Raw genomic sequence first — 23,162 nt, 5'->3', positions numbered from 1 at the left:
AAAGCCGAAGAACGCAGAAAAGGATTCGCTTGAAATTTCCCTACGAATGGCAGATTGGCTGGCGCTACACCCGCGCCGGCAAACGCACGACCGGCAACGGTTTCATTTCCTTCATCGCACTGGTGTCGATGTCGGGCATCGCGCTCGGCGTCGCGGCGCTGATCGTCGTGTTGTCCGTGATGAACGGGTTTCAGAAAGAGGTGCGCGACCGGATGCTGTCGGTGCTTGCGCACGTCGAAATCTTTTCGCCCACCGGCTCCATGCCCAACTGGCAGCTGACCGCCCAGGAAGCCCGCCAGAACAAGGAAGTGATCGGTGCGGCGCCGTATGTCGAAGCGCAGGCGCTGCTCACGCGCCAGGACGCCGTGAGCGGCGTGGCGCTCCGCGGCGTCGAGCCGTCGCTCGAGCCGCAGGTGTCCGACATCGGTAAGGAAATGAAAGGCGGCAATCTGAACGCACTGGTGCCGGGCGACTTCGGCATCGTGCTCGGCGCGGACCTCGCCACCAATCTCGGCGTGCAGGTGAACGACAAGATCACCCTGGTCGCGCCCGAAGGCACGATCACGCCCGCCGGCATGCTGCCGCGCCTGAAGCAGTTCACGGTAGTGGGCATCTTCGAGTCGGGGCATTACGAATACGACAGCACGCTCGCGCTGATCAACATTAAAGACGCGCAGGCGTTGTTCAGACTGCCCGCGCCGACCGGCGTGCGGCTGCGCCTGACCGACATGCAGCGCGCCCCGGAAGTCGCGCATCAGCTCGCGCGCACCTTGTCGGGCGATCTGTATATCCGCGACTGGACGCAGCAGAACAAGACCTGGTTCTCGGCGGTGCAGATCGAAAAGCGCATGATGTTCATCATCCTCACGCTAATCATCGCGGTGGCGGCGTTCAATCTGGTGTCGTCGCTGGTGATGACGGTGACCAACAAGCAGGCGGATATCGCGATTCTGCGTACCTTGGGCGCGCAGCCCCGCTCGATCATGAAGATATTCGTCGTGCAGGGCGTGACGATCGGTTTTGTCGGCACGGCGACCGGCGTCGCGCTTGGCTGCCTGATCGCGTGGAGCATTCCTTGGCTCGTGCCGATGATCGAGCACCTGCTCGGCGTGCAGTTCCTGCCGCCGTCGGTGTATTTCATCAACGAATTGCCGTCCGAACTGATTCCGGCCGACGTCGCGCGCATCGGCGTCATCGCCTTCGTGCTGTCGGCGCTGGCTACGTTGTACCCGAGCTGGCGTGGTGCGAAAGTCCGTCCTGCGGAGGCGCTGCGCTATGAATGACCGTTCCCCTGACTTGTCCATGGCTTCCCGAGACACCGTGCCGCATCCCTACGTGCTGGAAGCAAACGGCATTTCCAAATCGTTCGTGCAGGGCGGCCTGAACGTGACGGTGCTCAACAACGCGCAACTGAGCGTGCGGCGCGGCGAGAAGCTGGCGATCGTCGGCGCGTCGGGCTCCGGCAAGAGCACGCTGCTGCACGTGCTCGGCGGCCTCGACGATCCGAGCGCGGGCCATGTCTCGGTGATGGGCAAGCCGTTCACCCAGCTCTCCGAGCGCGAACGCAACGACCTGCGCAATCGCTCGCTCGGCTTCGTGTATCAGTTTCACCATCTGCTGCCGGAGTTCACCGCGCTCGATAACGTCGCGATGCCGCTGCGGATTCGCCGCATGACGACCGAAGCCGCGCGCCACGAAGCGCTCGCGGTGCTGGAGCGCGTGGGCATGGGGCATCGCGCGAAACATCGTCCGGGTGAGCTGTCGGGCGGCGAGCGTCAGCGCGTGGCGATCGCGCGGGCGCTGGTGACCCGGCCGGCCTGTGTGCTGGCCGACGAACCGACTGGCAATCTCGACGGCACCACCGCCGACACCGTGTTCAATCTGATGCTCGAACTGTCGCAAACGCTCGAAACGAGTTTCGTGATCGTCACGCACGATCCGGAACTGGCCGGGCGCTGCGACCGCATCATGCGGCTGCGCGACGGCGTGCTGCACGAAGAGCCGCCGGTGCCGGTCTGATAGCGACTATCGACTGAGACACAGGCGTAAGCAAGGCACGATATGTGGATCGATACGCACTGCCATCTGGACGCTTCGGAGTTCGACGCCGACCGCGCGGACGTCGCGGCGGCGGCACACCGCGCGGGGGTGGGGCGGATCGTGATTCCGGCGATCGGCCGGACAAACTTCACGGCGGTGCGCGAGTTGGCGCACCGGTTTGAAGGTTGCGCGTATGCGCTCGGTATCCATCCGATGTACACGCCGGCGGCGCAGGAAGGCGATCTCGAACTGCTGCGCATGGAAATCGAGGCGAGCCTCGACGACCCGCTGTTCGTTGGGATCGGCGAGATCGGGCTCGACTATTTTGTCGAGGGTCTCGACGACGCGCGCCAGCAATTCTTCTACAACGGGCAACTGCAACTCGCGCGCGAATTCGATCTGCCGGTGCTTTGCCATGTACGCAAGTCGCAGGATCAGGTGCTCAAAGGGCTGCGGCGGCACCAGATTCATCGCGGCATCGCGCATGCGTTCAACGGCAGCTTCCAGCAGGCCGAGGCCTATATCGACCATGGACTGCATCTCGGCTTCGGCGGCAATCTGACGTTCGAGCGGGCGCGGCAAATCCGCCGTCTTGCCGAACAACTTCCGTTCGACGCGCTGGTCGTCGAGACCGATGCGCCGGACATCGCCCCGGCGTGGATGTACAAACAGCGCAACTCGCCGGAACAGATTCCGGCCATTGGCGCCGGCCTCGCGCAACTGCGCGGCATGAGCGCCGAAGAGGCCGCCCTAGGCACAACGGCTAACGCGCTCGCCGCGCTGCCGCGGCTCGCACTTTCGTCTGCATAATCAATCCCCGATGGTCTGAGTGGTTCGCGCCGGGCGACACCCACGCCCGGCGGGTCTGCTGACGCCTGCTCGCGAGGCGTTGCGTCTTCGTCCTGCGCTGGTTGGGCAGCAGGCGGACGGCGGGAGGGCGGATGCGGGCATGGTGGTGCGGGTTTGCGTTGGGCGTGATCTGGCTGCAGCGGCAGGCGGCCTTGCCGGTTTGGACTGGATGGTGCGGATTGGCGCTGCTCGGGGGCGCTTCAGTTGTCGTGGCGGCTTGGGGTCTGCGCGCTCGCGTTGCGGATCTCGAGTGCGGGTGTTCCGAGGCTGCGGCTTCGGTTCGCGCCCACGGTGCGGCTATTGGGAAAGGACTTGCGTGCCGCGCCTGGCTCAACCGGCGCGTACGTTCATGCGCAGGCTGGGGGGCGATCTGGTGTGCCGCGATGTGCGCCGGGTTCGGTTACGCCGCCTTGCGCGCGGACCAGCGCCTCGCGGTGAGTTTGCCGGGCACGTGGGAAGGCCGCAATATCGACATCGTGGGAAGCATCAAGGGGCTGCCTTCACACGACGAAAAGGGCGCACGGTTTCTGTTCAGCGTGGAAAAAGCCGACATGCCCGGCGTGGCATTTCCCCCTGTGATCCAGCTTTCCTGGATCGCCGAGGATGCGCCGCCGCCGCTGCTCGAGCCCGGTGCGCGCTGGCGCCTCACCGTGCGGCTCAAGCGGCCGCACGGCAATGCGAACTTCGGCGTACGCGACACTGAGGTCAATCTGCTCGCGCGTAACGTGCGGGCCACCGGCTATGTCAGTGCGCCGGCGCATGCCGCGCGACTTGCGGGCCGGGCAAGCGGTGTCGGCGTCATGGTGGACCGCTTGCGCGCCACGCTGCGCGCGCGGATCGACGCGGTGCTCGCCGACGCGCCGCATCGCGGGATTGTCGTCGCGCTGGCGATCGGCGCGCAGGACGAAGTCAGCGCCGCCGATTGGCTCCTGATGCGCGGCACGGGGACGAGCCATCTGGTGGCGATTTCGGGTCTGCACATTGGTTTCGTCGCGGGCCTCGCGGGCTGGCTTGCGGGCGCGCTGTGGCGGCGCTCCGCGTGGATCGGCCGCAACTGGCCATTGCGCTTGCCCGCGCAGATCGTCGCGGTGACGGGCGGCGCGCTGTTCGCCGCTCTGCACGCCGCGTTGGCCGGTTTCAATGTGCCGGCGCAGCGCGCGCTATGGATGGCGGGCGTGCTGGCGCTCGCGTTCGTGAGCGGGCGGGAGGTCGCACGCTCGGTCGTGCTCGCGTGGGCGCTGGGGCTCGTGTTGCTGATCGATCCATGGGCAGTGACGTCGGCGGGATTCTGGTTGTCGTTCTGCGCGGTGGCGGCGATTCTGTTCGCGATGTCGGGGCGGCCGCGCGTGCAGGATCATGAGCAACACCGCGACGAGGCGGGCAAAGATGCCGAGGCGCCGGGCCGATGGTTGCGCCTGTGTCTCGTCCTGCGCCGCCGCTGGCGCGGCGCCGTCGAACGGCTGCGCGGCGCCACCCATGTGCAGTTCGCGGTAACGGTCGCGCTCGCGCCGCTCACCGTCTACTGGTTCGGCCAGATTCCGCTGATCGGCCCGCTTGCGAACGCGTTCGCGATTCCGTGGGTGAGTGTGCTGGTCACGCCGGCGGTGCTGGCGGGCATTGCATTGCCCGCGCCGCTCGACGTGCACGCGTGGCGCTTCGCGCATGCGTTGCTCGACCTGCTGGCCACAGGCTTGCAAATGCTATCCGGTCCCGCATGGACGCTCTGGCGTCTGCCGCAACCGGATGCGTGGACCCTCGCCGCCGCGGCGCTCGGCGTGCTCTGGTGTCTCGCGCCAAGCGGCTGGCCGCTGCGCTGGGCTGCGCCACTGACGTGGCTGCCGCTGCTGATGCCGGCGCCGTCCGGCCCGCCGCACGGCAGTTTCCGGCTGACGGCGCTGGACATCGGGCAGGGGACGTCGGTGCTGATCGAAACGGCGCATCACACCTTGCTATTCGATACCGGGCCGGGTCCTGAATCGACTCACGCGGGCGAGCGGGTGGTCGTGCCGTTTTTGCAGGCGCAGGGTGTCAAGGCGCTCGACACGCTGGTCATCAGTCATGCCGATTCCGATCACTCCGGCGGCGCGCCCGCGGTGCTGCAGGCGATCCAGGTGCATCAAATGGTAGCGGCATTGGCGCCGTCGAACGCGTTGTGGGCGGCGGCGAGGCAGCGCGGCGCCGACACGCTGCCGTGCGCGGCGGGACAGCGCTGGCAGTGGGACGGTGTCGAGTTCGCAATGCTCTGGCCAGATGCCGGCCCGCTGCGAGGCAGGCCGAACGCGCATTGCTGCGTGCTGCGGGTCAGTGCGCCGCTGGCCGGGACCAGTCAGACGAACGGGCGTGTTCAAACGGAGCCCCGGCGCATCACAGCCCTGCTGACGGCGGATATCGAGGCGCCGACCGAACGCATTCTGCTTTCGCGCGACCCGGCAATGCTGCGCGCCCAGGTGCTAGTCGTGCCGCATCACGGTAGCAAGACCTCGTCGACCGAGCCGTTCCTCGACTCTATCGAGCCGCTCGTCGCGCTATTTCAGGTAGGCTATCGCAACCGTTTTCATCATCCGAATGCGGGTGTGTTCGAGCGCTACAAGGCGCGGCACATCGAGCTTGGGCGCAGCGATACGGACGGCGCGGTGCGGGTCGAGGTCGTCCCGGACGACAGGGCGAATGGCGACGCGCGCACGCCAGGCGTTGCGCTGAAGCTCGAACGCTATCGCGACACGCAACGCCGCTACTGGATGGATCGCTGATGAAACGCCGGCGCATGGCCGGCCGCATGGACAAAAAGGAACGCGCCGCTGAGCGAGGCGCCCGGCCGTCGGCGCGCGCGACAGTCCGGCTCGCAAATACAGCACGCCAAAACAGCACGGAGATAGCCGCAGTTGAAAAACATCATTCACTTCTCGCACGCGAACGGCTTTCCGGCGTCGACTTACCGGACCATCTTCGCCGAGCTCGCCGACGACTATGAGCTGCGCACCATCGAGCGCATCGGCCACGACTCGCGCTATCCGGTGACGCAGGACTGGCCGCATCTGGTCGAACAGCTGCTGGAAGACATTGGCCGGACCTACGAGCACCCGGTGTGGCTGGTGGGGCATTCGCTCGGCGGCTACCTCTCGCTGATGGCCGCGCTGAAGAAGCCGCAGTGGGTGAGGGGCGTGGTGATGCTCGATTCGCCGGTAATCGCCGGCTGGCGCAGCAGCATGCTGCGCGTGTCGCAATGGACCGGTCTCGACGAGCGGCTTTCGCCCGCCGCCGCGACCCGCACGCGCCGCACCCAGTGGGCGAGCCGCGACGAAGCGTGGCGGCACTTCCATTCGAAGCCGGCGTTCGCGCGCTGGGACGAACGCATGCTCTCCGACTACATCGACTTCGGCATTCCGCAATCGGCGCCCGACGGCTCGCGCTCGCTCGCCTTCGACCGCCGCACCGAATATCAGATCTATAAGACCTTGCCGCATACGCTCGGCTCGCGGCTCGCCCGTGGCGCGCCGGTGCCGGTGGGATTTATCGCCGGCACGCATTCGAAGGAAATCCGCCAGGCCGGTCTCGCCGCGACCCGGCGCGCGACCGGCGGCCATGTGGAATGGATCGAAGGCAGTCATCTCTACCCGATGGAAAAACCCCTCGAAACCGCCCGCGCGGTGCAGCGGATGTTGCATGAACTGGAGCGCCGGGCTTAACGCCGCTTGCGGGCATTGACGGCGCATGATCGGAAGCGGGGCTTGAGGATGCGCACCGCAGCATGCGCGCGTGGCTGTCACGAGGAATTCGCTGGGTTGAGGCCCTGCTTTACGGTATAATCCGTTTTTCCCGCGAGCATCCAGCGATGACCAAATATGTTTTCGTCACCGGCGGCGTAGTATCTTCCCTCGGCAAGGGTATTGCCGCCGCTTCCCTCGCCGCGATCCTCGAATCGCGCGGTCTTAAAGTCACCCTCCTCAAGCTCGATCCCTACATCAATGTCGACCCCGGCACGATGAGCCCGTTTCAACACGGCGAAGTGTTCGTGACGGAAGACGGAGCGGAGACCGACCTCGACCTCGGCCACTACGAGCGCTTCATCAGCACGAAGATGCGCAAGGCCAATAACTTCACCACGGGCCAGATTTACGAATCGGTGATCCGCAAGGAACGCCGCGGCGATTATCTCGGCAAGACGGTGCAGGTCATCCCGCACATCACGAACGAAATCCAGGCGTTCATCGAACGCGGCGCGGCTTCCGCGACGTGCGGTGAGCCGGACGTCGCCATCGTCGAAGTGGGCGGCACCGTGGGCGACATCGAATCGCTGCCGTTCCTCGAGGCCGCGCGTCAGATGAGCCTGCGCATGGGCCGCAACAGCGCGTGCTTCGTGCACCTCACGCTGGTGCCCTGGGTCGCCACGGCCGGCGAACTGAAGACCAAGCCCACGCAACACAGCGTGCAGAAGCTGCGCGAAATCGGTATTTCGCCGCACGTGCTGCTGTGCCGCGCCGACCGCCGCATTCCGGACGACGAGCGCGCGAAGATCTCCATGTTCTCGAACGTGCCGGAAGACGCCGTGATCTCGGTGTGGGACGCGGACAGCATCTACAAGATTCCGCAGATGCTGCACGATCAGGGTCTGGACGCGATCATCTGCGAAGAGCTCAAGCTCACGCCGAAGGCCGCGGATCTGTCCATGTGGTCCGATCTCGTCGAGAAGCTGCAGCATCCGAAGCACGAAGTCACGATCGGCATGGTCGGCAAGTATGTCGATCTGACCGAGTCGTACAAGTCGCTGATCGAAGCGCTGCGCCACGCGTCGATGCATACGTCGACGCGCGTGAACATCGAATACATCGATTCGGAAGAAGTCGAGACGCAAGGTGTCGAGAGCCTCAAGCATCTCGACACCGTGCTCGTGCCTGGCGGCTTCGGCCGGCGCGGCACCGAAGGCAAGATTGCCGCGATCCGCTATGCGCGTGAAGCGAAGGTGCCGTATCTCGGCATCTGCCTCGGTATGCAACTCGCCGTGATCGAATTCGCCCGCGACGTGGTGGGTCTGAAAGACGCGAACAGCACCGAGTTCGATCAGGAAACCGAAAACCGCGTGGTCGCCCTGATCACCGAGTGGTACGACCGCGAAGGCAAGGTCGAAAAGCGTACCGAAGAGTCGGATCTGGGCGGCACGATGCGCCTCGGTTCGCAGCGTTGCCCGATCAAGCCCGGCACGATGGCCGAGGAGATTTACGGCAAGGATGTGAACGAACGTCATCGTCACCGTTATGAAGTCAATAACCGCTTCGTGCCCCAGCTCGAAGCCGGCGGCCTTATCATCAGTGCCCGTACCCCGAGTGAGGATCTGCCGGAAATGATGGAATTGCCGCGCAGCATGCACCCGTGGTTCGTCGGCGTGCAGTTCCACCCGGAATTCACGTCCACGCCGCGTGACGGCCATCCGCTGTTCAAGTCGTTCGTCGAAGCGGCGCTCGCGCATCAGCAGTCGAGCATGGTGAAGGAAGTCGGGGAGAAAGCATGAAACTGGGCGATTTCGAAATCGGTCTCGACAAGCCGTTTTTCCTGATCGCGGGCACCTGTGTCGTCGAATCCGAACAGATGACGATCGACACAGCCGGCCGGCTGAAGGAAATCTGCGCGAAGCTGAACATTCCGTTCGTCTACAAATCGTCGTACGACAAGGCTAACCGCAGCAGCGGCAAGTCGTTCCGCGGTCTGGGCATGGACGAAGGTTTGCGCATTCTGTCGGAAGTGAAGCGTCAGCTCGGCCTGCCGGTGCTGACCGACGTTCACGCCGAGCACGAAATCGAGCAGGTCGCTTCGGTGGTCGACGTGTTGCAAACGCCGGCTTTCCTGTGCCGTCAAACGGACTTCATTCACGCCTGCGCGCGTTCGGGCAAACCGGTCAACATCAAGAAAGGCCAGTTTCTCGCACCGGGCGACATGAAGAACGTGATCGACAAGGCGCGCGACGCGGCGCGTGAAGCGGGTTTGTCGGAAGACCGCTTCATGGCGTGCGAGCGCGGCGTGTCGTTCGGCTATAACAACCTCGTGTCGGACATGCGTTCGCTCGCGATCATGCGCGAAACCAACGCGCCGGTCGTGTTCGACGCCACTCACTCGGTGCAGTTGCCGGGCGGGCAGGGCACGAGCTCGGGCGGTCAGCGCGAATTCGTGCCGGTGCTGGCGCGTGCCGCGGTGGCGGTCGGCGTGGCCGGCCTCTTCATGGAAACGCACCCGAATCCGGCTGAAGCCAAATCGGATGGTCCGAACGCGGTGCCGCTCAACCGCATGGCCGACCTGCTCGAGACGCTGTTGACACTCGATCAGGCTGTCAAGCGCGCGCCGTTCCTCGAAGGCGACTTCAACTGATTCAGGCGTTCGCGGCGTGTCACGAATGCTTCGCATAATCGGCATACTCGTGACGCGCGGCGAATTCACGCGATGGTCGTCGAACGTATCGGCGCAAGTTGTCTGCCGGGGAGACCGGCAAATGGCCGACACAGTGTCACAGTAAAGAATTCAACGTCATTTCTTGAGGAAACCATGAGTGCTATCGTAGATATCATCGGTCGAGAGATTCTCGATTCGCGAGGCAACCCCACCGTCGAATGCGACGTGCTGCTCGAATCGGGCACGATGGGCCGCGCAGCGGTACCGTCGGGCGCGTCGACGGGCTCGCGCGAAGCGATCGAACTGCGCGACGGCGAAGCCGGCCGCTACAACGGCAAGGGCGTGCTGAAGGCGGTCGAGCACATCAATACTGAAATCTCCGAAGCGATCATGGGCCTCGATGCTTCCGAGCAGGCCTTCCTCGACAAGACTCTGCTGGAACTCGACGGCACCGACAACAAGTCGCGTCTCGGCGCGAATGCGATGCTGGCCGTGTCGATGGCGGTGGCCAAGGCTGCTGCTGAAGAAGCCGGCCTGCCGCTGTACCGCTACTTCGGCGGCTCGGGCGCAATGCAACTGCCAGTGCCGATGATGAACATCGTCAACGGCGGCGCGCACGCCAACAACAGCCTGGACATCCAGGAATTCATGATCGTCCCGGTCAGCCAGCCGACCTTCCGTGAAGCCCTGCGCTGCGGCGCAGAAGTGTTCCACGCGCTGAAGAAGATCCTGTCGGACCGTGGCATGAGCACGGCTGTCGGCGACGAAGGCGGTTTCGCACCGAACTTCGGCAGCAACGACGAGTGCCTGTCCACCATCCTGCAAGCGATCGAAAAGGCAGGCTACCGCGCGGGTGAAGACGTGCTGCTCGCGCTCGACTGCGCAGCCAGCGAGTTCTATCACGATGGCAAATACCAGCTGGCCGGCGAAGGCCTGCAACTGTCGTCGACGGAATTCGCCGACTACCTGGCTAACCTCGCGGACAAGTTCCCGATCGTGTCGATCGAAGACGGCATGCACGAAAGCGACTGGGCGGGCTGGAAGACTCTGACCGACAAGCTCGGCAAGAAGGTTCAGCTGGTGGGCGACGACCTGTTCGTGACCAACACGCGCATCTTGAAGGAAGGCATCGAGAAGGGCATCGCCAACTCGATCCTGATCAAGATCAACCAGATCGGTACGCTGACGGAAACCTTCGCGGCCATCGAAATGGCCAAGCGCGCCGGCTACACGGCTGTGATCTCGCACCGTTCGGGCGAAACCGAAGATTCCACTATCGCGGACATCGCCGTCGGCCTGAACGCCGGTCAGATCAAGACGGGCTCGCTGTCGCGCTCGGACCGCATCTCGAAGTACAACCAGCTGCTGCGCATCGAAGAAGACCTCGGCGATATCGCCAGCTACCCGGGCAAGTCGGCGTTCTACAATCTGCGCTAATCGTTGGTTTGTCAGCGCTGACCGATGATCCGGTTATCCTTCGTTTCTGATTGACCCCGCCGCCCTGCGTATAGCGCAGGGCGGCGTGTATTTATTGTGCTTACTTCATGCGGCTTGTCACTGCTGTCCTGATCGTTCTACTGGCGTTGATCCAGTATCCGCTCTGGTGGGGGCACGGCGGCTGGTTGCGCGTGCACGAGTTGCAGCAGCAACTGGCTCAGCAGATGCAGAAGAATACCGACGCGAAGGTGCGCAACGAGCGCATCGAGGGCGAAGTGCAGGATTTGCAGAACGGCACGGCTGCTGTGGAAGAGCGGGCGCGCTACGAAATGGGCATGGTGAAGGACGGCGAGGTGTTCGTGCAGTTCGTCTCGCCGAATGCGCCGCTGCCGGCTGCGAACACGCCTTCGGTCACGACGTCCACGCGAGGCGAAGTGTCGGCCGCGCCGCTGCATGTAGTGCCGAATCCGGAGTCGCGCGCGAAACCGGATCGCAAGCACGGTGGCAAGGTCGTGAAGGACAAGAAGCCTGCACACTGAGGGACGCCGTACAGAAACGTATCGCTACGGTTCAGTAAGAAGGATGCAAAAAAAGCACGGGTGAGAAATCACTCGTGCTTTTTTCTGCCTGGCGGTTAGCCCACGGCACCTGCAGAATGAGCTAGCCGCCGCTGCTTACCAGCCCCAATACGGCGCATATCCGACGCCAACGCCCGTACCCCAGCCATGCCCCCAGCCGCCGCCGTAATAGCTGCCGTACACGTTGACGGGCGGCGTGTAATAGCGCGACCACGCCTGCGCCGCGTTTTCGGCGGCGATTGCCTGATTCTGCTCGGTCATGACCTGCTGGTCGATCGCGTCGTAGCGTTGACGCTGTTCCGGTGTCAGCGGCTGGGCGGGGCTCGCCACACCTGACTGGTCGGCAGGTAGACGGCTATAGATGGGCGACGGCCCCGGCGGGTCCATCACGCAGCCGGTGAGCGCGACGCTGCAGGTGACGGCAGCGAGGACGGCGAGCCTGCTGGCACCACGTGGCAGCGGTATCAACGAAGTGGGGTAGTTCATGTTCGATCTCCATCGGCCGGATGCCTAAGCAAACCGTGCACGGCGTGCACCGCCAATGACTTGACGCAATGATCAAAGATACTGCGCCGCCCGAGCCCTGAAAAGGCATCGGGCGGCGCGGTATTGTTCCGGTCGGATGCGGAGCTGATGAAGCGCGGCTAAACGGACGCCAAGCCGACGAACCGTTTCAATGCCGTTGTTCCGCAGCCGGTGTCACACCTTGTGAGAGCGCGTTGGCGACGAAAAGTTGCGCCACGTCGACCGGATCGAACTCAAAACGCTGATTGCAGAATTCGCAATGAATCTCGACATGACCGCGTTCTTCGATGACGCCGTCCACTTCCTCGCGGCCGAGCATTTTCAGCATGCCGCCGACTTTTTCGCGCGAGCAGGTGCATTCGAAGCGCGCCTTGGCCGGTTCGAAATGCTGCACGTTCTCCTGCCAGAAGAGGCGGCGGAACACCGTTTCCGGTTCCTCCTTCAGCAACTCGTCTTGCGACAGGGTGCCGCCGAGCGTACAGACGCGCTCCCACGTATCCGCGTCCAGTTCGCCCGGATGCGGGACGATACCGCCGTCGCCCGGCAGCTTCTGCAGCAGCATGCCGACCGCCCGCTCGGTGTCCGCCGCGAGCCACATGCGCGTGTCGAGCTGCTCGGAGTGGTGCATGTAATGCTCGAGCACTTCCGCCATCGACTTGAGCGGGCCGTCCACGCCCGATAGCGGCACGATACTTTGATACGGTTGCTGACCGGGCTGCTTGTTGTTCGGGTCGAGCGTGATTACGCAACGGCCGTGGCCGCTCGCATTCAACAGTTCGATCATGCTGGTCGTGCCGTCGATCACGCTGGCCGCTTCGCTGGACAGCTTGGCGGTGGCGCGCATCGACAGATCGGAGCTGCACTGCACCACCAGCATCTTGACCGGGCCGTCGCCGAAAATCTGCATGATGAGCGTGCCGTCGAACTTGAGATTCGCCGACAGCAACGCGCACGCAGCCATCATCTCGCCCAGAATCGTACGCACGGGCGCGGGATACTCGCGGCGTGTCAGCACTTCCTGCCACGTATTGCGCAGCGAAACGATCTCGCCGCGCACCGGCGCCGCGCTGAACATGAATTTTTGCAACTGGTCGCTCACAACTTTTCCTCGGTCGATTGACGCGGCATGATGCCGCGCCGTGCGCCGCCGCGCGCCCCGGCTGGTTAGCCGATGCGCACGAGCTGCGCCTTGAAATATTCGCGGCGATTGGCATAACTTGCCGCGCCGCGCTGCATATTGGCGATATCCGTCTCGGTCAGTTCGCGCACCACCTTGGCGGGCGCGCCGAGAATCAGCGAATTATCGGGAAACACCTTGCCTTCGGTGACAATGGCGCCCGCTCCGACCAGACAGTTGCGGCCGATTACCGCACCATTCAAGACCACCGCCTGAATTCCGATCAACGAACCTTCCTTGAGCGTGCAGCCGTGCAGCATCACCTGGTGGCCGATCGTCACGTTTGGCTCGACCGTCAGCGGAAAGCCGGGGTCGGTGTGCAGCACGGCGTTTTCCTGCACGTTGCTGCCCGCGCCGATCGTGATGGGCTCGTTGTCGCCGCGAATCGTCGCGCCGAACCAGACGCTCGCGTTTTCTTCGAGCGTCACTTTGCCGATGATGTTCGCCGAATCCGCGACAAACACGCTTTCATGGATGGTGGGGGCGGCGTCGCCAAGCTTGTAAATGGTCACAATGTCTCCTCTTGATCGGCCGCCGCGCGTGGGATGGCGCGGCAAACCGCCTGAATGTCCTGTCCGGCGGGGTTGTTCGCCTCGCGGGCGCTTTGGATGGCCGAATCCGGTATTGTAAACGGTTGTGTGCATGTGCCGCTTGGCGCGTCTGTGGGTGGGCTCGCCGCCTGCCCAGGCGCGCGGGAGCGTAGCTGTCGTTGTGCCGCCTGTCCCTTTTGGGCCGCTGTCGGCGCCTCGATGACCGTGCGTGCCGCCGTTTCCTATACCGTTCTGTATCCAGTTTTCTTTGTCGATTCGCTTGCCATGATGCCCGCCGCTTCGCCCGTTTCGTCGGTTTTGCCTGATTCGTCCGATTCGCCCGTTCCCAAAGCGGGTGATCGGGCGCACTGCATGCGTACGGCTGCGCTTGCCGCGCTAGGCGAAATCGACCCGCCCACCAAGGCTGCCGCGGCGCGCGCGTTGCACTCCGCGGTGCTCGAAGGCCGCATGACATGGGCGACGGACCTCGAACTCGACGAACCGGCCGGCCTGCCCGGCCGTCCCGCGCGGCCCGAACTGGTCGAGCCGCGCAAACTGGGGCGGCGCAGCATGCAGTCGCCGCAGGGGCGGGCGGTCCTGCTGCACGCGCTCGCGCACATCGAGTTCAACGCGATCAATCTCGCGCTCGACGCGGTTTGGCGCTTCGCCGGCATGCCGGCCGCGTTCTATTCCGACTGGCTCAAGGTTGCTGCCGAGGAGGCGTATCACTTCTCGCTGCTGAGCGCGCGTCTCGCGGAATATGGCCACGCATACGGAGATTTTCCCGCCCACGACGGCCTGTGGGACATGTGCGAACGCACCCGCGACGACGTGCTGGCACGCATGGCGCTGGTGCCGCGCACGCTCGAAGCCCGCGGCCTCGACGCGTCACCGCCGATCCGCGCGCGCCTGCTGCAGGCAGGCGATCAGGCGTCCGCGGCGATTCTCGACGTGATTCTGCGCGATGAGATCGGTCACGTGTTGATCGGCAATCGCTGGTTCCGCCATTTGTGTGACGAAGACAGCCTTGATCCGCACGAGACGTACACGCGCCTCGCCGACCAGTATCACGCACCGAAGCTACGGGGTCCGTTCAATTTCGAGGCGCGCCGCGACGCCGGCTTTGACGATGCGGAACTGGCCGCGCTGGCTGCCTGGGCGGAACTCGACGTACAGAAGGCGGCACCGCCGGCCGCGCAAGACTGAGACTTTCTTCGCTATCGGACCCCGTGCATCGGCCCGCTATCTCGTTATAATCGAACGACCATTCTTTTTTTGGCGAGCCGTTCATGAACACTTCCCAGTCTGAATTCGTCGCCGTGCGCGGCATCCGTCTGCATGTGCGGCGCTGGGGCAACCCAGATGCGCCGAAGCTGTTCATGCTGCATGGCTGGATGGACGTGGCGGCGTCGTTCCAGTTCGTCGTCGATGCCCTGGGCGGCGACTGGCAGGTGCTGGCGCCTGACATGCGCGGCTTTGGCCTGTCCGACTGGCCAGTGGCGCAGCACGGTGGCGGCAACTACTGGATTCAGGATTACGTGGCTGATCTCGACGCTTTGCTCGATCATTACGCGCCGACTGACGAGGTCAATCTGGTCGGCCACAGCATGGGCGCGAACATCGCCTGCATCTATGCGGGCGTGCGGCCGGAGCGGGTGCGGCGGGTGGTCGATCTGGAAGGTTTCGGTCTCGCGCCGTCGCACTCGGCGCAAGCGCCCAAGCGGCTGCGCAACTGGCTCGACGAATTGCGCGATCCGCCGCAATTGAGGCACTACGCGTCGCTTGGCGACGTCGCCGCGCGTCTGATCAAGACCAATCCGCGCCTCGATCCGCAGCGGGCGAAGTTCCTCGCCCAGCATTGGTCGAAGCCGGACGGCGAAGGGGGCTTCATGCTGCTCGCCGATCCCGCGCACAAAATGCGTGGCCCCATGCTGTACCGCCTCGACGAGGTGATGGCGACATGGCGCAAGGTGAGCGCGAAGGTGCTGCACGTGGAAGCCGCCAACTCGCCGACGCTCGCGCAGATTGCGGGCGAGATTCCGCTCGACGAATTCAAGGCGCGCTTTCAGGCGTTCCCGAACTGGCGCGAGAAGATCATCGACGAAGCGGGGCACATGGTGCACCACGATCAGCCGGAGCAGGTGGCCGCGCTGATCGAGGGATTCTGCGCGTAGACCTTTCAAAAGCTTTAAGGCGTCTCAGGGAGACTCCTTTCAGGGCGTCAGGTGCGCGAGATAGCTCTGCGTTCACTTACTGCGTTGCAGTAAAATGAGCGGAGAACCTTTTCAAGACAACGATGAACGCCGATCTCCACTGTCACTCCACCGTTTCCGACGGCCAGTTCGCGCCGGCCGAGGTCGCGCGCCGCGCGCATGCGGGCGGGGTGACGCTGTGGGCGCTCACCGATCACGACGAAGTGGGCGGCCAGCAGGAAGCAAGGCGCGCCGCGGAAGCGCTCGGCATGGGCTATCTGAGCGGCGTCGAGGTTTCCGTCACCTGGGCCTCGCGCACGGTGCATATCGTCGGGCTCGGCATCGATCCGTCTAGTTCGGTCCTGATCGATGGACTGGCCCGCACACGCGACGGCCGCGCCGCGCGGGCCGTTGCGATCGGCGAGCAACTGGCCGCGCTGGGCATTCCCGATGCCTATCAGGGCGCGCTCAAATACGTGTCGAACCCAGACCTGATTTCACGCACGCACTTCGCGCGCTACATGGTGGAAAGCGGTTACGCCAGTTCCACCCAGGATGTGTTTACACGCTACCTCGGCGACGGCAAGCCCGGCTTTGTGCCGCATCGCGGGGCCAAGCTGTCCGACGCCGTGGGCTGGATCCAGGCCGCCGGCGGCGAAGCCGTCATTGCGCATCCCGGCCGTTACGCATACTCGCCGGTCGAGTTCGACGCGTTCTTTGCCGAATTCATCGACCTCGGTGGCAAGGCGATCGAAGTGGTGACGGGCAGCCATACGCCCGATCAATACCGCGAGTACGCAGATGTCGCGCGCCGTTTCGGTTTCGAGGCGTCGCGCGGGTCCGACTTTCATGCACCCGGCGAAGGCCGTGTCGAGCTAGGCACGCTGCCGCCGCTGCCCTCCGATCTGAAGCCCGTCTGGGAACGCTGGCTGTGATCCCGCGCGGTGCCACGCGGGCACGTCATGCGCGCGAGCAGGGCCTGCGTCGCGCGTCCGTTTGTGTTCCGCTTGCCGTTTCACCGCTGCTCGTCCGCCATTCATTTGCCGTTCATCCGTAGGCATCGCTAGCCACCATGTCCCAATATTTCCGGCTTCATCCAGACAACCCGCAGCCGCGCCTCGTCAAGCAGGCCGTGCAGATCATCAACGACGGCGGCGTGGTCGCGCTGCCGACGGACTCGAGCTACGCGGTCGCCTGCCATCTCGACGACAAGGACGCCGTGGAGCGCCTGCGGCGCATTCGCGGGCTCGATGAGAAGCAGCTGCTGTCGCTGCTGGTGCGCGATCTGTCGGAGCTGGCGAACTTCGCGATGGTGGACAACCGGCAGTACCGGCTGATCAAATCGGTCACGCCAGGCCCCTACGTGTTCGTGCTGCAGGCCACCAAGGAAGTGCCGCGCCGCCTGTCGCACCCGTCGCGCAAGACCATCGGCCTGCGGGTGCCGGATCACGCGATCACGCTGGCCATTCTCGAAGAGCTCGGCCAGCCGCTGCTCGGCTCGACGCTGATCATGCCGGGCGAAACCGCGCCGCTGAACGACCCGGAAGAAATCCGCGCGCGCCTGGAAAAGCAGCTGGATCTGGTGATCGACGGCGGGCCTTGCGTGTGCGAGCCGTCCACGGTGGTTGATCTGACCGGCGCGGACCCGGTGCTGGTGCGGGCAGGGCGCGGTTCTCTCGCGCCATTCGGTCTCGAAGAGACGGCATGAGCGAAAGCGGACAGACGCACGCCATCGCGTTGTTACAATAGCGAGTTATGGATTCTTCCCTGATACAAACCATCGCCGTCTACGCGTTGCCGGTGATCTTCGCGATCACGCTGCACGAGGCGGCGCACGGCTACGTCGCGCGCTGGCTCGGCGACAATACCGCGTACGTGCTCGGCCGCGTCTCCATCAATCCGATGCGGCACATCGACCCGCTTGGCACCATCGCGATTCCGCTGCTGCTGTACTTCGCCACCAGCGGCGCGTTCATGTTCGGTTACGCCAAGCCGGTGCCGGTCGCCTTCGGCAATCTGCGCAATCCGCGCTGGGGCAGCATGTGGGTCGCGGCGGCGGGGCCGGCGTGCAATTTCGTGCAGGCGCTGATCTGGGGCGTGTTCGGCGTCGCGCTCGCGGTGCTGAATGTCGATGAACCGTTCTTCACGCGCATGGCGGGTGCGGGCGTCGGCGTGAACCTCGTGCTCGGCGTGCTGAACCTGTTTCCGCTGCCGCCGCTCGACGGCGGCCGCGTGCTGATGGCGCTGTTGCCGCCGCGCCAGTCCATTGCGCTGTCGCGCCTCGAACCGTACGGGTTTTTCATCGTGATGGCGCTTGTCATGACGGGCACGCTCACGCGCTACTGGTTGAGCCCGCTCGTTACGATCGGCTATAGCGCGATTACCGCAATTCTGACTCCACTTGTTTCGCTTTTCTAAATAACCATGTTCCCAGACCGTATCTTCTCCGGCATGCGGCCCACCGGGTCGCTGCACCTCGGCCACTATCACGGCGTGCTGAAAAACTGGGTGCGTCTGCAGTCCGAGTACCCGTGCTTCTTCTGCGTGGTCGACTGGCACGCGCTGACGACGCACTACGAAACGCCTGAAGTGATCGAAAAGAACGTGTGGGACGTGCTGATTGACTGGCTCGCCTCGGGCATCGATCCGGCGCAAGCCACACTGTTCATCCAGAGCCGGGTGCCCGAGCACGCCGAACTGGCGCTCCTGCTCGGCATGAGCACGCCGCTTGGCTGGCTCGAGCGCGTGCCGACCTACAAGGAGCAGATGGAGAAGCTGAAGGACAAGGACCTGTCCACCTACGGCTTCCTCGGTTACCCGGTGCTGATGGCCGCGGACATTCTGCTGTATCGCGGCTCGCTCGTGCCGGTCGGTGAGGACCAGGTGCCGCACGTCGAAATGACGCGCGAAATCGCGCGCCGCTTCAACTATCTGTACGGCCGCGAACCGGGCTTCGAGGAGAAGGCCAACGAGGCGGCGAAGAAACTCGGCGGCAAGCGTTCCAAGCTGTATCACGAACTGCGCAATGCCTACCAGCAGGAAGGCGACGACGAAGCGCTCGAACAGGCGCGCGCCATGTTGCAGGAGTCGCAGAGCCTGTCGATGAGCGACCGTGAGCGCCTGTTCGGCTACCTCGAAGGCTCACGCAAGATCATTCTGGTCGAGCCGCAGGCCATGCTGACGGAAGCGTCGCGCATGCCGGGGCTCGACGGCCAGAAAATGTCGAAGTCGTACGGCAACACGATTGGCCTGCGCGAAGACGCGGAGACCATCACGAAGAAAGTCCGCACCATGCCCACCGATCCGGCGCGCGTGCGCCGCACCGACCCGGGCGATCCGGACAAGTGTCCGGTGTGGCAGCTGCATCAGGTCTACACGGATGAGGCCACGCATGAATGGGTGCAGAAGGGCTGCCGTTCGGCCGGAATTGGCTGCCTCGAGTGCAAGCAGCCGGTGATCGAGGGCATTCTGCGCGAGCAGCAGCCGATGCTCGAGCGTGCCCAGAAGTACATGGACGATCCGTCGCTGTTGCGCGCGATCGTCGCCGACGGCTGTGACAAGGCACGCAAGTTCGCCACGGAAACGATGCGCGACGTGCGCGAGGCCATGGGCCTGTCGTACAACTGACGGGCCGCGCTGTAGTGATGAGTACTTCCGCTGCCGCCGTGCATGGGTTGAGCGAGCCGTCGCCCTGGGTGCGCGATTGGGCGCATCTGGTCGAGACGGGCGGCGCGGTGCTCGACGTCGCGTCGGGGGCGGGGCGGCATGCGCGATTCTTTGCGTCGCGCGGACATCCGGTCACGGCCATCGACCGCGATCCGGCCGCGCTCGATTTGCTGCGCGACGCGCCGCTCGTGACGCCGCTCGTGGCCGACCTCGAGGGCGCCGCGTGGCCTTTGCCCGCTGACGCCAAGTTCGCCGCCGTCGTGGTGACGAACTATCTGCACCGGCCGCTTTTCGAGTCGCTGTTGCAGGCGCTCGCGCCCGGCGGCGTACTGGTTTACGAGACCTTCGCGCAAGGAAACGAAAGCGTCGGCAAGCCCTCTAATCCGGCGTTTCTGCTCGCGCCCGGCGAGCTCCTCGAGCGGGTGCGCGGCCACCTGCGAGTGGTCGCATTTCAGGACGGTTATCTCGCGCAGCCGCGCCCGGCCTACGTCCAGCGGATCTGCGCAATTCTGGAGGCGGAGCGCTCAGACGACCCCATGCAGGCGGCATCTCCGCGTTGTTACGGGTTGGCTGGCTAATCCGCTACAATCGCGGTTTACCTGATCAAATTCATGGCGTTTCATGACTAACGGCAACCAAAGCGGCACTCAAGGCAACAGCAACGACGGCGTTAAGATTCGCGGCAGCATTCCCGCCATCATCACCCCGATGCTCGAAGACGGCAGCCTCGATCTGCCGGCGTTTCGCAAACTGATCGACTGGCACGTCGAAGAGGGCACGAACGCGCTCGTGGTGGTCGGCACGAGCGGCGAGTCCGCTACGTTGTCGGTGGAAGAGCACGTGCTGATGGTCAAGACCGCAGTCGAGCACACAGCGGGCCGGATTCCGGTGATCGCGGGCTCGGGCGGCAATTCCACCTCGGAAGCGATCGAACTGACCCGCCAGGCGAAGGAAGTTGGCGCGGACGCGACGCTTCAGGTCGTGCCGTACTACAACAAGCCGACGCAGGAGGGCATCTATCGCCACTTCGCGAAAATCGCGGAAACCGTCGATCTGCCGGTGATCCTGTACAACGTGCCGGGCCGCACCGTCGCGGACATGAGCAACGAAACCATTCTGCGCTGCGCGCAGGTGCCGGGCATCATTGGTGTGAAGGAAGCCACCGGCAACATCGATCGCGCCGCGCATCTGATCAAGTTCGCGCCGGCGCATTTCGGCATCTACAGCGGCGACGATCCCACGGCGATCGCGCTGATGCTGCTCGGCGGCCACGGCAATATTTCGGTGACCGCCAACGTCGCGCCGCGCGCCATGAGCGAGTTGTGCAAGGCCGCTCTTGCCGCCGACGCTAAAACCGCGCGTGAAATTCATCTGAAACTCCTGTCGCTGCATAAGAACCTGTTCATCGAATCGAATCCGATTCCCGCGAAATGGGCAGTGCAGCAACTGGGTCGTGTGCAGGGCGGAATCCGCCTGCCGCTTACGCCGCTCGACGCGCAATACCACGAGGTGGTGCGCGGCGCGCTTCGCGAAGCGGGTCTGCTGGGGTAAGCGGCTCGTCCGCAATACCCGTCAGCGCTAACGCAAGCCTGTCACCGGCAATCCCTTAACCGACGTCGATCCAGCCCACGTTCCCAGCACACAGAACCACGGCACCGCGTTCCAGCATCACGAAGGACCTCATGAAACGTTCTGCACTTTCCCTCCACGCAACCCGCATGGCGGCGCTGGCGCTTGCCCTCACGACGCTCGCCGGCTGTGACACGCTGAACGACTGGTTCGCTTCCGACCGCGTCAACTACAAAGGCGCGGGCAGCGCGCCGCCGCTCGCCGTGCCTGGCGATCTGAACACCACGCAGACCGATCAGCACTACGTCGCACCGCCGGCCAATCTGGCGCTGGGCGGCGCGCAGCAGCGCGCGGTCACGGCCGCCGGCAATTCGACCGAAGGCCAGCCGAACGCGCAGGATCCGCTCGGCATGCACATCGAACGCGACGGCGATCGCCGCTGGCTCGTCGTCGACGGCCGCACGCCTGAACAACTGTGGCCCCAGTTGCAGGAGTTCTGGCAGGAGAACGGCTTCGCGCTGAAAACCGACGCACCGGCCACCGGCATCATGACGACCGACTGGGCCGAAAACCGCGCCAACATTCCGGACGACTGGTTCCGCCGCACGGTCGGCAAGGTGATCGACTTCGCTTACTCGTCGGGCACGCGTGACAGTTTCCGCACGCTCGTCTCGCGCGCGCCGGGCGACACCACGGATATCTCCATTACGCACAGCGCGATGGAAGAGATGATGACAGGGCAGGACAAGACGTCGTCGCGCTGGGAAGAGCGCCCGCGTGATCCGGCACTTGAAGCGCTGTTTTTGACCAAGCTGATGCAGAAGTTCGGACTGACCGAAGCGCAATCCAAGCAACTGCTGACCGATGCGCGCCCGGCGGCCGCGCCGGCTACGCTCGACCAGAGCGCAGGCGCGTCGACGCTCGATCTGCAGGAGTCGTTCGATCGTGCATGGCTGCGCGTGGGCCTCGCGCTCGACCGCACCAACTTCACGGTCGACAACCGCGATCGCGCGAAGGGCATCTACTACGTGCGTTACGCGGACTCGATGCAGGAACTGAAGAAAGAAGGCCTGCTCGGCAAGCTGTTCTACAGCGGCAATTCGTCGAAAAAGCCGGGTCAGGAATTCCTCGTCAATGTGCGTTCGAAGGGCGACACGGTGACGCAGGTCGCGGTGGTGGACGCGAACGGGCAGGTGGACAATTCGACCGACGCGCAGCGCATCGTGACGCTGCTGCATGCGCAACTGAACTAAGCGAACCGTGAGGTTCGCGAGTCTCGGCAGCGGTAGCGAAGGCAATGCCTTGCTGGTGGAAGCGCAAAGCGGCGCGACCACCACGCGCGTGCTGCTCGACTGCGGCTTTTCGGCGCGGGAAGTCGAGCGGCGTCTGACGCGGCTTGGTGCGAGCGTCGAAGGCCTCGACGCCATTCTGATCACGCATGAACACAGCGACCACATTGGCAGCGCGCTGACGCTGGCGCGCAAGTGGTCGATTCCGCTTTACATGAGCTGGGGTACCGCCCGCGCGGTGGGCGCCGACGAAGCCGATATCGACCTGCAGGTGCTGTGGGGCGACGAAGCGGTCGCGATCGGCGACCTCAGCATCCTCCCTTATACCGTCCCGCACGACGCTCGCGAGCCGCTGCAATACGTGCTGTCGAATGGCGCGAGCCGGCTTGGCGTGCTGACCGATGTGGGTACGTCCACACCGCATATCAGCACCGTGCTGAGCGGCTGCGACGCGTTGGTGCTCGAATGCAATCACGATGTGCGGATGCTGGCTGGCAGCCGCTACCCGCAATCGCTGAAGGCGCGCATCGGCGGCAATCATGGGCATTTGAACAATGATGCGGCGGCTGAGATTCTGGCCTCGCTCGACCGTTCGCGATTGCGCCATCTGGTGGCCGCGCATCTGAGTCAGCAGAACAATCTGCCGGAACTGGCACAGGCCGCGATGGCCGGCGTGCTGGGCGCGGCGCCGACGGAAGTGGTGGTGGCTTCGCAGGACGAGGGTTTTGCGTGGCTGAGCGTGTGATGCGGCCCTGAGGTTTGCTGCCTGATGCACGTTCCGCGCGTTAAATACCGCGGTGCAATGAAAATCTATGGTCAGCCCGATTTTTGCAAGCGAGGCGGTGTTGGCATAAAGTGGACTTGCTCGAATCTATCCGGGGTCGTGGATGGGAAAGATCCCGCCCCATGATGAGAGCTGCGCCGGGCAAACC

General features: G+C 64.4%; 22 protein-coding genes. 19 read left to right on the top strand and 3 right to left on the bottom strand.

Annotation, left to right across the window (positions count from 1 at the left end; translation table 11 throughout):
- Nucleotides 1-29 precede the first annotated feature (29 nt).
- The 9 genes from A6V37_RS25830 to ftsB all read left to right on the top strand — a co-directional run bounded on the left by A6V37_RS25830 (nt 30) and on the right by ftsB (nt 11,243).
- Entirely contained in the window at nt 30-1,283 is a 1,254-nt protein-coding gene (locus A6V37_RS25830) for a lipoprotein-releasing ABC transporter permease subunit (RefSeq protein WP_064286451.1), read from the top strand.
- Nucleotides 1,276-2,019, top strand: coding sequence for a lipoprotein-releasing ABC transporter ATP-binding protein LolD (lolD, locus tag A6V37_RS25825; protein ID WP_064268975.1), 744 nt, complete (start codon nt 1,276-1,278; stop codon nt 2,017-2,019). Before A6V37_RS25830 ends, lolD begins: the two co-directional genes overlap by 8 nt.
- 42 nt (nt 2,020-2,061) lie before the next feature.
- Nucleotides 2,062-2,850 carry a TatD family hydrolase gene (locus A6V37_RS25820; RefSeq protein ID WP_064268976.1) on the top strand — a complete coding sequence of 263 codons (789 nt, stop codon included), beginning with the start codon at nt 2,062-2,064 and terminating at the stop codon, nt 2,848-2,850.
- 131 nt (nt 2,851-2,981) lie between these two features.
- Nucleotides 2,982-5,639, top strand: a complete 2,658-nt coding sequence (locus A6V37_RS25815) for a DNA internalization-related competence protein ComEC/Rec2 (protein ID WP_064268977.1) — start codon at nt 2,982-2,984, stop codon at nt 5,637-5,639.
- A gap of 132 nt (nt 5,640-5,771) precedes the next feature.
- Nucleotides 5,772-6,575 (top strand): alpha/beta fold hydrolase, encoded by an 804-nt coding sequence (locus A6V37_RS25810; protein WP_064268978.1) that lies wholly within the window; start codon nt 5,772-5,774, stop codon nt 6,573-6,575.
- A gap of 146 nt (nt 6,576-6,721) precedes the next feature.
- Complete coding sequence (locus A6V37_RS25805) at nt 6,722-8,395, top strand: CTP synthase (RefSeq protein ID WP_064286450.1); 1,674 nt, start codon at nt 6,722-6,724, stop codon at nt 8,393-8,395.
- Nucleotides 8,392-9,246 carry a 3-deoxy-8-phosphooctulonate synthase gene (gene kdsA, locus A6V37_RS25800; protein ID WP_064268980.1) on the top strand — a complete coding sequence of 285 codons (855 nt, stop codon included), beginning with the start codon at nt 8,392-8,394 and terminating at the stop codon, nt 9,244-9,246. The genes A6V37_RS25805 and kdsA overlap by 4 nt, the downstream gene beginning before the upstream one ends.
- A 174-nt stretch (nt 9,247-9,420) precedes the next feature.
- Nucleotides 9,421-10,704: a phosphopyruvate hydratase gene (gene eno / locus A6V37_RS25795; RefSeq protein WP_064268981.1), complete on the top strand. Its 1,284-nt coding sequence runs from the start codon at nt 9,421-9,423 to the stop codon at nt 10,702-10,704.
- Nucleotides 10,705-10,811: 107 nt separating this feature from the next.
- On the top strand, nt 10,812-11,243 hold the full coding sequence (gene ftsB, locus A6V37_RS25790; RefSeq protein WP_064268982.1) for a cell division protein FtsB: 432 nt from the start codon (nt 10,812-10,814) through the stop codon (nt 11,241-11,243).
- Nucleotides 11,244-11,378: 135 nt separating this feature from the next.
- Here the strand turns inward: ftsB and A6V37_RS25785 are convergent, their stop codons facing one another.
- The 3 genes from A6V37_RS25785 to A6V37_RS25775 form a co-directional block, all read right to left on the bottom strand.
- Entirely contained in the window at nt 11,379-11,768 is a 390-nt protein-coding gene (locus A6V37_RS25785) for a hypothetical protein (protein WP_064268983.1), read from the bottom strand.
- 187 nt (nt 11,769-11,955) lie between these two features.
- Nucleotides 11,956-12,906, bottom strand: coding sequence for an Hsp33 family molecular chaperone HslO (hslO, locus tag A6V37_RS25780; protein ID WP_064268984.1), 951 nt, complete (start codon nt 12,904-12,906; stop codon nt 11,956-11,958).
- A 65-nt stretch (nt 12,907-12,971) separates the two neighbouring features.
- On the bottom strand, nt 12,972-13,496 hold the full coding sequence (locus A6V37_RS25775; protein ID WP_064286449.1) for a gamma carbonic anhydrase family protein: 525 nt from the start codon (nt 13,494-13,496) through the stop codon (nt 12,972-12,974).
- Nucleotides 13,497-13,799: 303 nt separating this feature from the next.
- Between A6V37_RS25775 and A6V37_RS25770 the strand changes: the two genes are divergently transcribed.
- From A6V37_RS25770 to A6V37_RS25725, 10 genes are all read left to right on the top strand, one after another.
- Nucleotides 13,800-14,720 carry a ferritin-like domain-containing protein gene (locus tag A6V37_RS25770; RefSeq protein WP_064268998.1) on the top strand — a complete coding sequence of 307 codons (921 nt, stop codon included), beginning with the start codon at nt 13,800-13,802 and terminating at the stop codon, nt 14,718-14,720.
- An 83-nt stretch (nt 14,721-14,803) separates the two neighbouring features.
- Nucleotides 14,804-15,688, top strand: coding sequence for an alpha/beta fold hydrolase (locus tag A6V37_RS25765; RefSeq protein WP_064268985.1), 885 nt, complete (start codon nt 14,804-14,806; stop codon nt 15,686-15,688).
- 122 nt (nt 15,689-15,810) lie between these two features.
- Nucleotides 15,811-16,641, top strand: a complete 831-nt coding sequence (locus tag A6V37_RS25760) for a 3',5'-nucleoside bisphosphate phosphatase (protein WP_064286448.1) — start codon at nt 15,811-15,813, stop codon at nt 16,639-16,641.
- 137 nt (nt 16,642-16,778) lie between these two features.
- Nucleotides 16,779-17,414 carry an L-threonylcarbamoyladenylate synthase gene (locus A6V37_RS25755; protein ID WP_064268987.1) on the top strand — a complete coding sequence of 212 codons (636 nt, stop codon included), beginning with the start codon at nt 16,779-16,781 and terminating at the stop codon, nt 17,412-17,414.
- Nucleotides 17,415-17,461: 47 nt separating this feature from the next.
- On the top strand, nt 17,462-18,124 hold the full coding sequence (locus A6V37_RS25750; RefSeq protein ID WP_064268988.1) for a site-2 protease family protein: 663 nt from the start codon (nt 17,462-17,464) through the stop codon (nt 18,122-18,124).
- 6 nt (nt 18,125-18,130) lie between these two features.
- Entirely contained in the window at nt 18,131-19,333 is a 1,203-nt protein-coding gene (locus tag A6V37_RS25745; protein ID WP_064268989.1) for a tryptophan--tRNA ligase, read from the top strand.
- 17 nt (nt 19,334-19,350) lie between these two features.
- Complete coding sequence (locus tag A6V37_RS25740; RefSeq protein ID WP_064268990.1) at nt 19,351-19,950, top strand: class I SAM-dependent methyltransferase; 600 nt, start codon at nt 19,351-19,353, stop codon at nt 19,948-19,950.
- A gap of 43 nt (nt 19,951-19,993) precedes the next feature.
- The gene (dapA, locus tag A6V37_RS25735) at nt 19,994-20,923 is read left to right on the top strand and encodes a 4-hydroxy-tetrahydrodipicolinate synthase (RefSeq protein ID WP_064268991.1); all 930 of its coding nucleotides are present in this window, start codon (nt 19,994-19,996) and stop codon (nt 20,921-20,923) included.
- Between the two features lie 131 nt (nt 20,924-21,054).
- Nucleotides 21,055-22,194, top strand: coding sequence for an outer membrane protein assembly factor BamC (gene bamC / locus A6V37_RS25730; protein WP_064268992.1), 1,140 nt, complete (start codon nt 21,055-21,057; stop codon nt 22,192-22,194).
- A 7-nt stretch (nt 22,195-22,201) separates the two neighbouring features.
- Nucleotides 22,202-22,975 carry an MBL fold metallo-hydrolase gene (locus A6V37_RS25725; protein WP_064268993.1) on the top strand — a complete coding sequence of 258 codons (774 nt, stop codon included), beginning with the start codon at nt 22,202-22,204 and terminating at the stop codon, nt 22,973-22,975.
- Nucleotides 22,976-23,162: the final 187 nt, after the last annotated feature.

Origin of the sequence: Paraburkholderia ginsengiterrae (assembly GCF_001645125.1) — a bacterium.
GTDB classification, from domain to species: Bacteria; Pseudomonadota; Gammaproteobacteria; order Burkholderiales; family Burkholderiaceae; genus Paraburkholderia; species Paraburkholderia ginsengiterrae.
Note: the sequence above shows the minus strand (reverse complement) of the source record. Positions and strands in the feature narration are given on the sequence as shown.

Coding starts and splice junctions, on each gene's coding strand:
- lolD (WP_064268975.1), top strand. CDS start 1,276: ATGAATGACCGTTCCCCTGACTTGTCCATGGCTTCCCGAGACACCGTG.
- A6V37_RS25820 (WP_064268976.1), top strand. CDS start 2,062: ATGTGGATCGATACGCACTGCCATCTGGACGCTTCGGAGTTCGACGCC.
- A6V37_RS25815 (WP_064268977.1), top strand. CDS start 2,982: ATGCGGGCATGGTGGTGCGGGTTTGCGTTGGGCGTGATCTGGCTGCAG.
- A6V37_RS25805 (WP_064286450.1), top strand. CDS start 6,722: ATGACCAAATATGTTTTCGTCACCGGCGGCGTAGTATCTTCCCTCGGC.
- kdsA (WP_064268980.1), top strand. CDS start 8,392: ATGAAACTGGGCGATTTCGAAATCGGTCTCGACAAGCCGTTTTTCCTG.
- eno (WP_064268981.1), top strand. CDS start 9,421: ATGAGTGCTATCGTAGATATCATCGGTCGAGAGATTCTCGATTCGCGA.
- ftsB (WP_064268982.1), top strand. CDS start 10,812: ATGCGGCTTGTCACTGCTGTCCTGATCGTTCTACTGGCGTTGATCCAG.
- A6V37_RS25785 (WP_064268983.1), bottom strand. CDS start 11,768: ATGAACTACCCCACTTCGTTGATACCGCTGCCACGTGGTGCCAGCAGG.
- A6V37_RS25770 (WP_064268998.1), top strand. CDS start 13,800: ATGATGCCCGCCGCTTCGCCCGTTTCGTCGGTTTTGCCTGATTCGTCC.
- A6V37_RS25765 (WP_064268985.1), top strand. CDS start 14,804: ATGAACACTTCCCAGTCTGAATTCGTCGCCGTGCGCGGCATCCGTCTG.
- A6V37_RS25760 (WP_064286448.1), top strand. CDS start 15,811: ATGAACGCCGATCTCCACTGTCACTCCACCGTTTCCGACGGCCAGTTC.
- A6V37_RS25755 (WP_064268987.1), top strand. CDS start 16,779: ATGTCCCAATATTTCCGGCTTCATCCAGACAACCCGCAGCCGCGCCTC.
- A6V37_RS25750 (WP_064268988.1), top strand. CDS start 17,462: ATGGATTCTTCCCTGATACAAACCATCGCCGTCTACGCGTTGCCGGTG.
- A6V37_RS25745 (WP_064268989.1), top strand. CDS start 18,131: ATGTTCCCAGACCGTATCTTCTCCGGCATGCGGCCCACCGGGTCGCTG.
- A6V37_RS25740 (WP_064268990.1), top strand. CDS start 19,351: ATGAGTACTTCCGCTGCCGCCGTGCATGGGTTGAGCGAGCCGTCGCCC.
- dapA (WP_064268991.1), top strand. CDS start 19,994: ATGACTAACGGCAACCAAAGCGGCACTCAAGGCAACAGCAACGACGGC.
- bamC (WP_064268992.1), top strand. CDS start 21,055: ATGAAACGTTCTGCACTTTCCCTCCACGCAACCCGCATGGCGGCGCTG.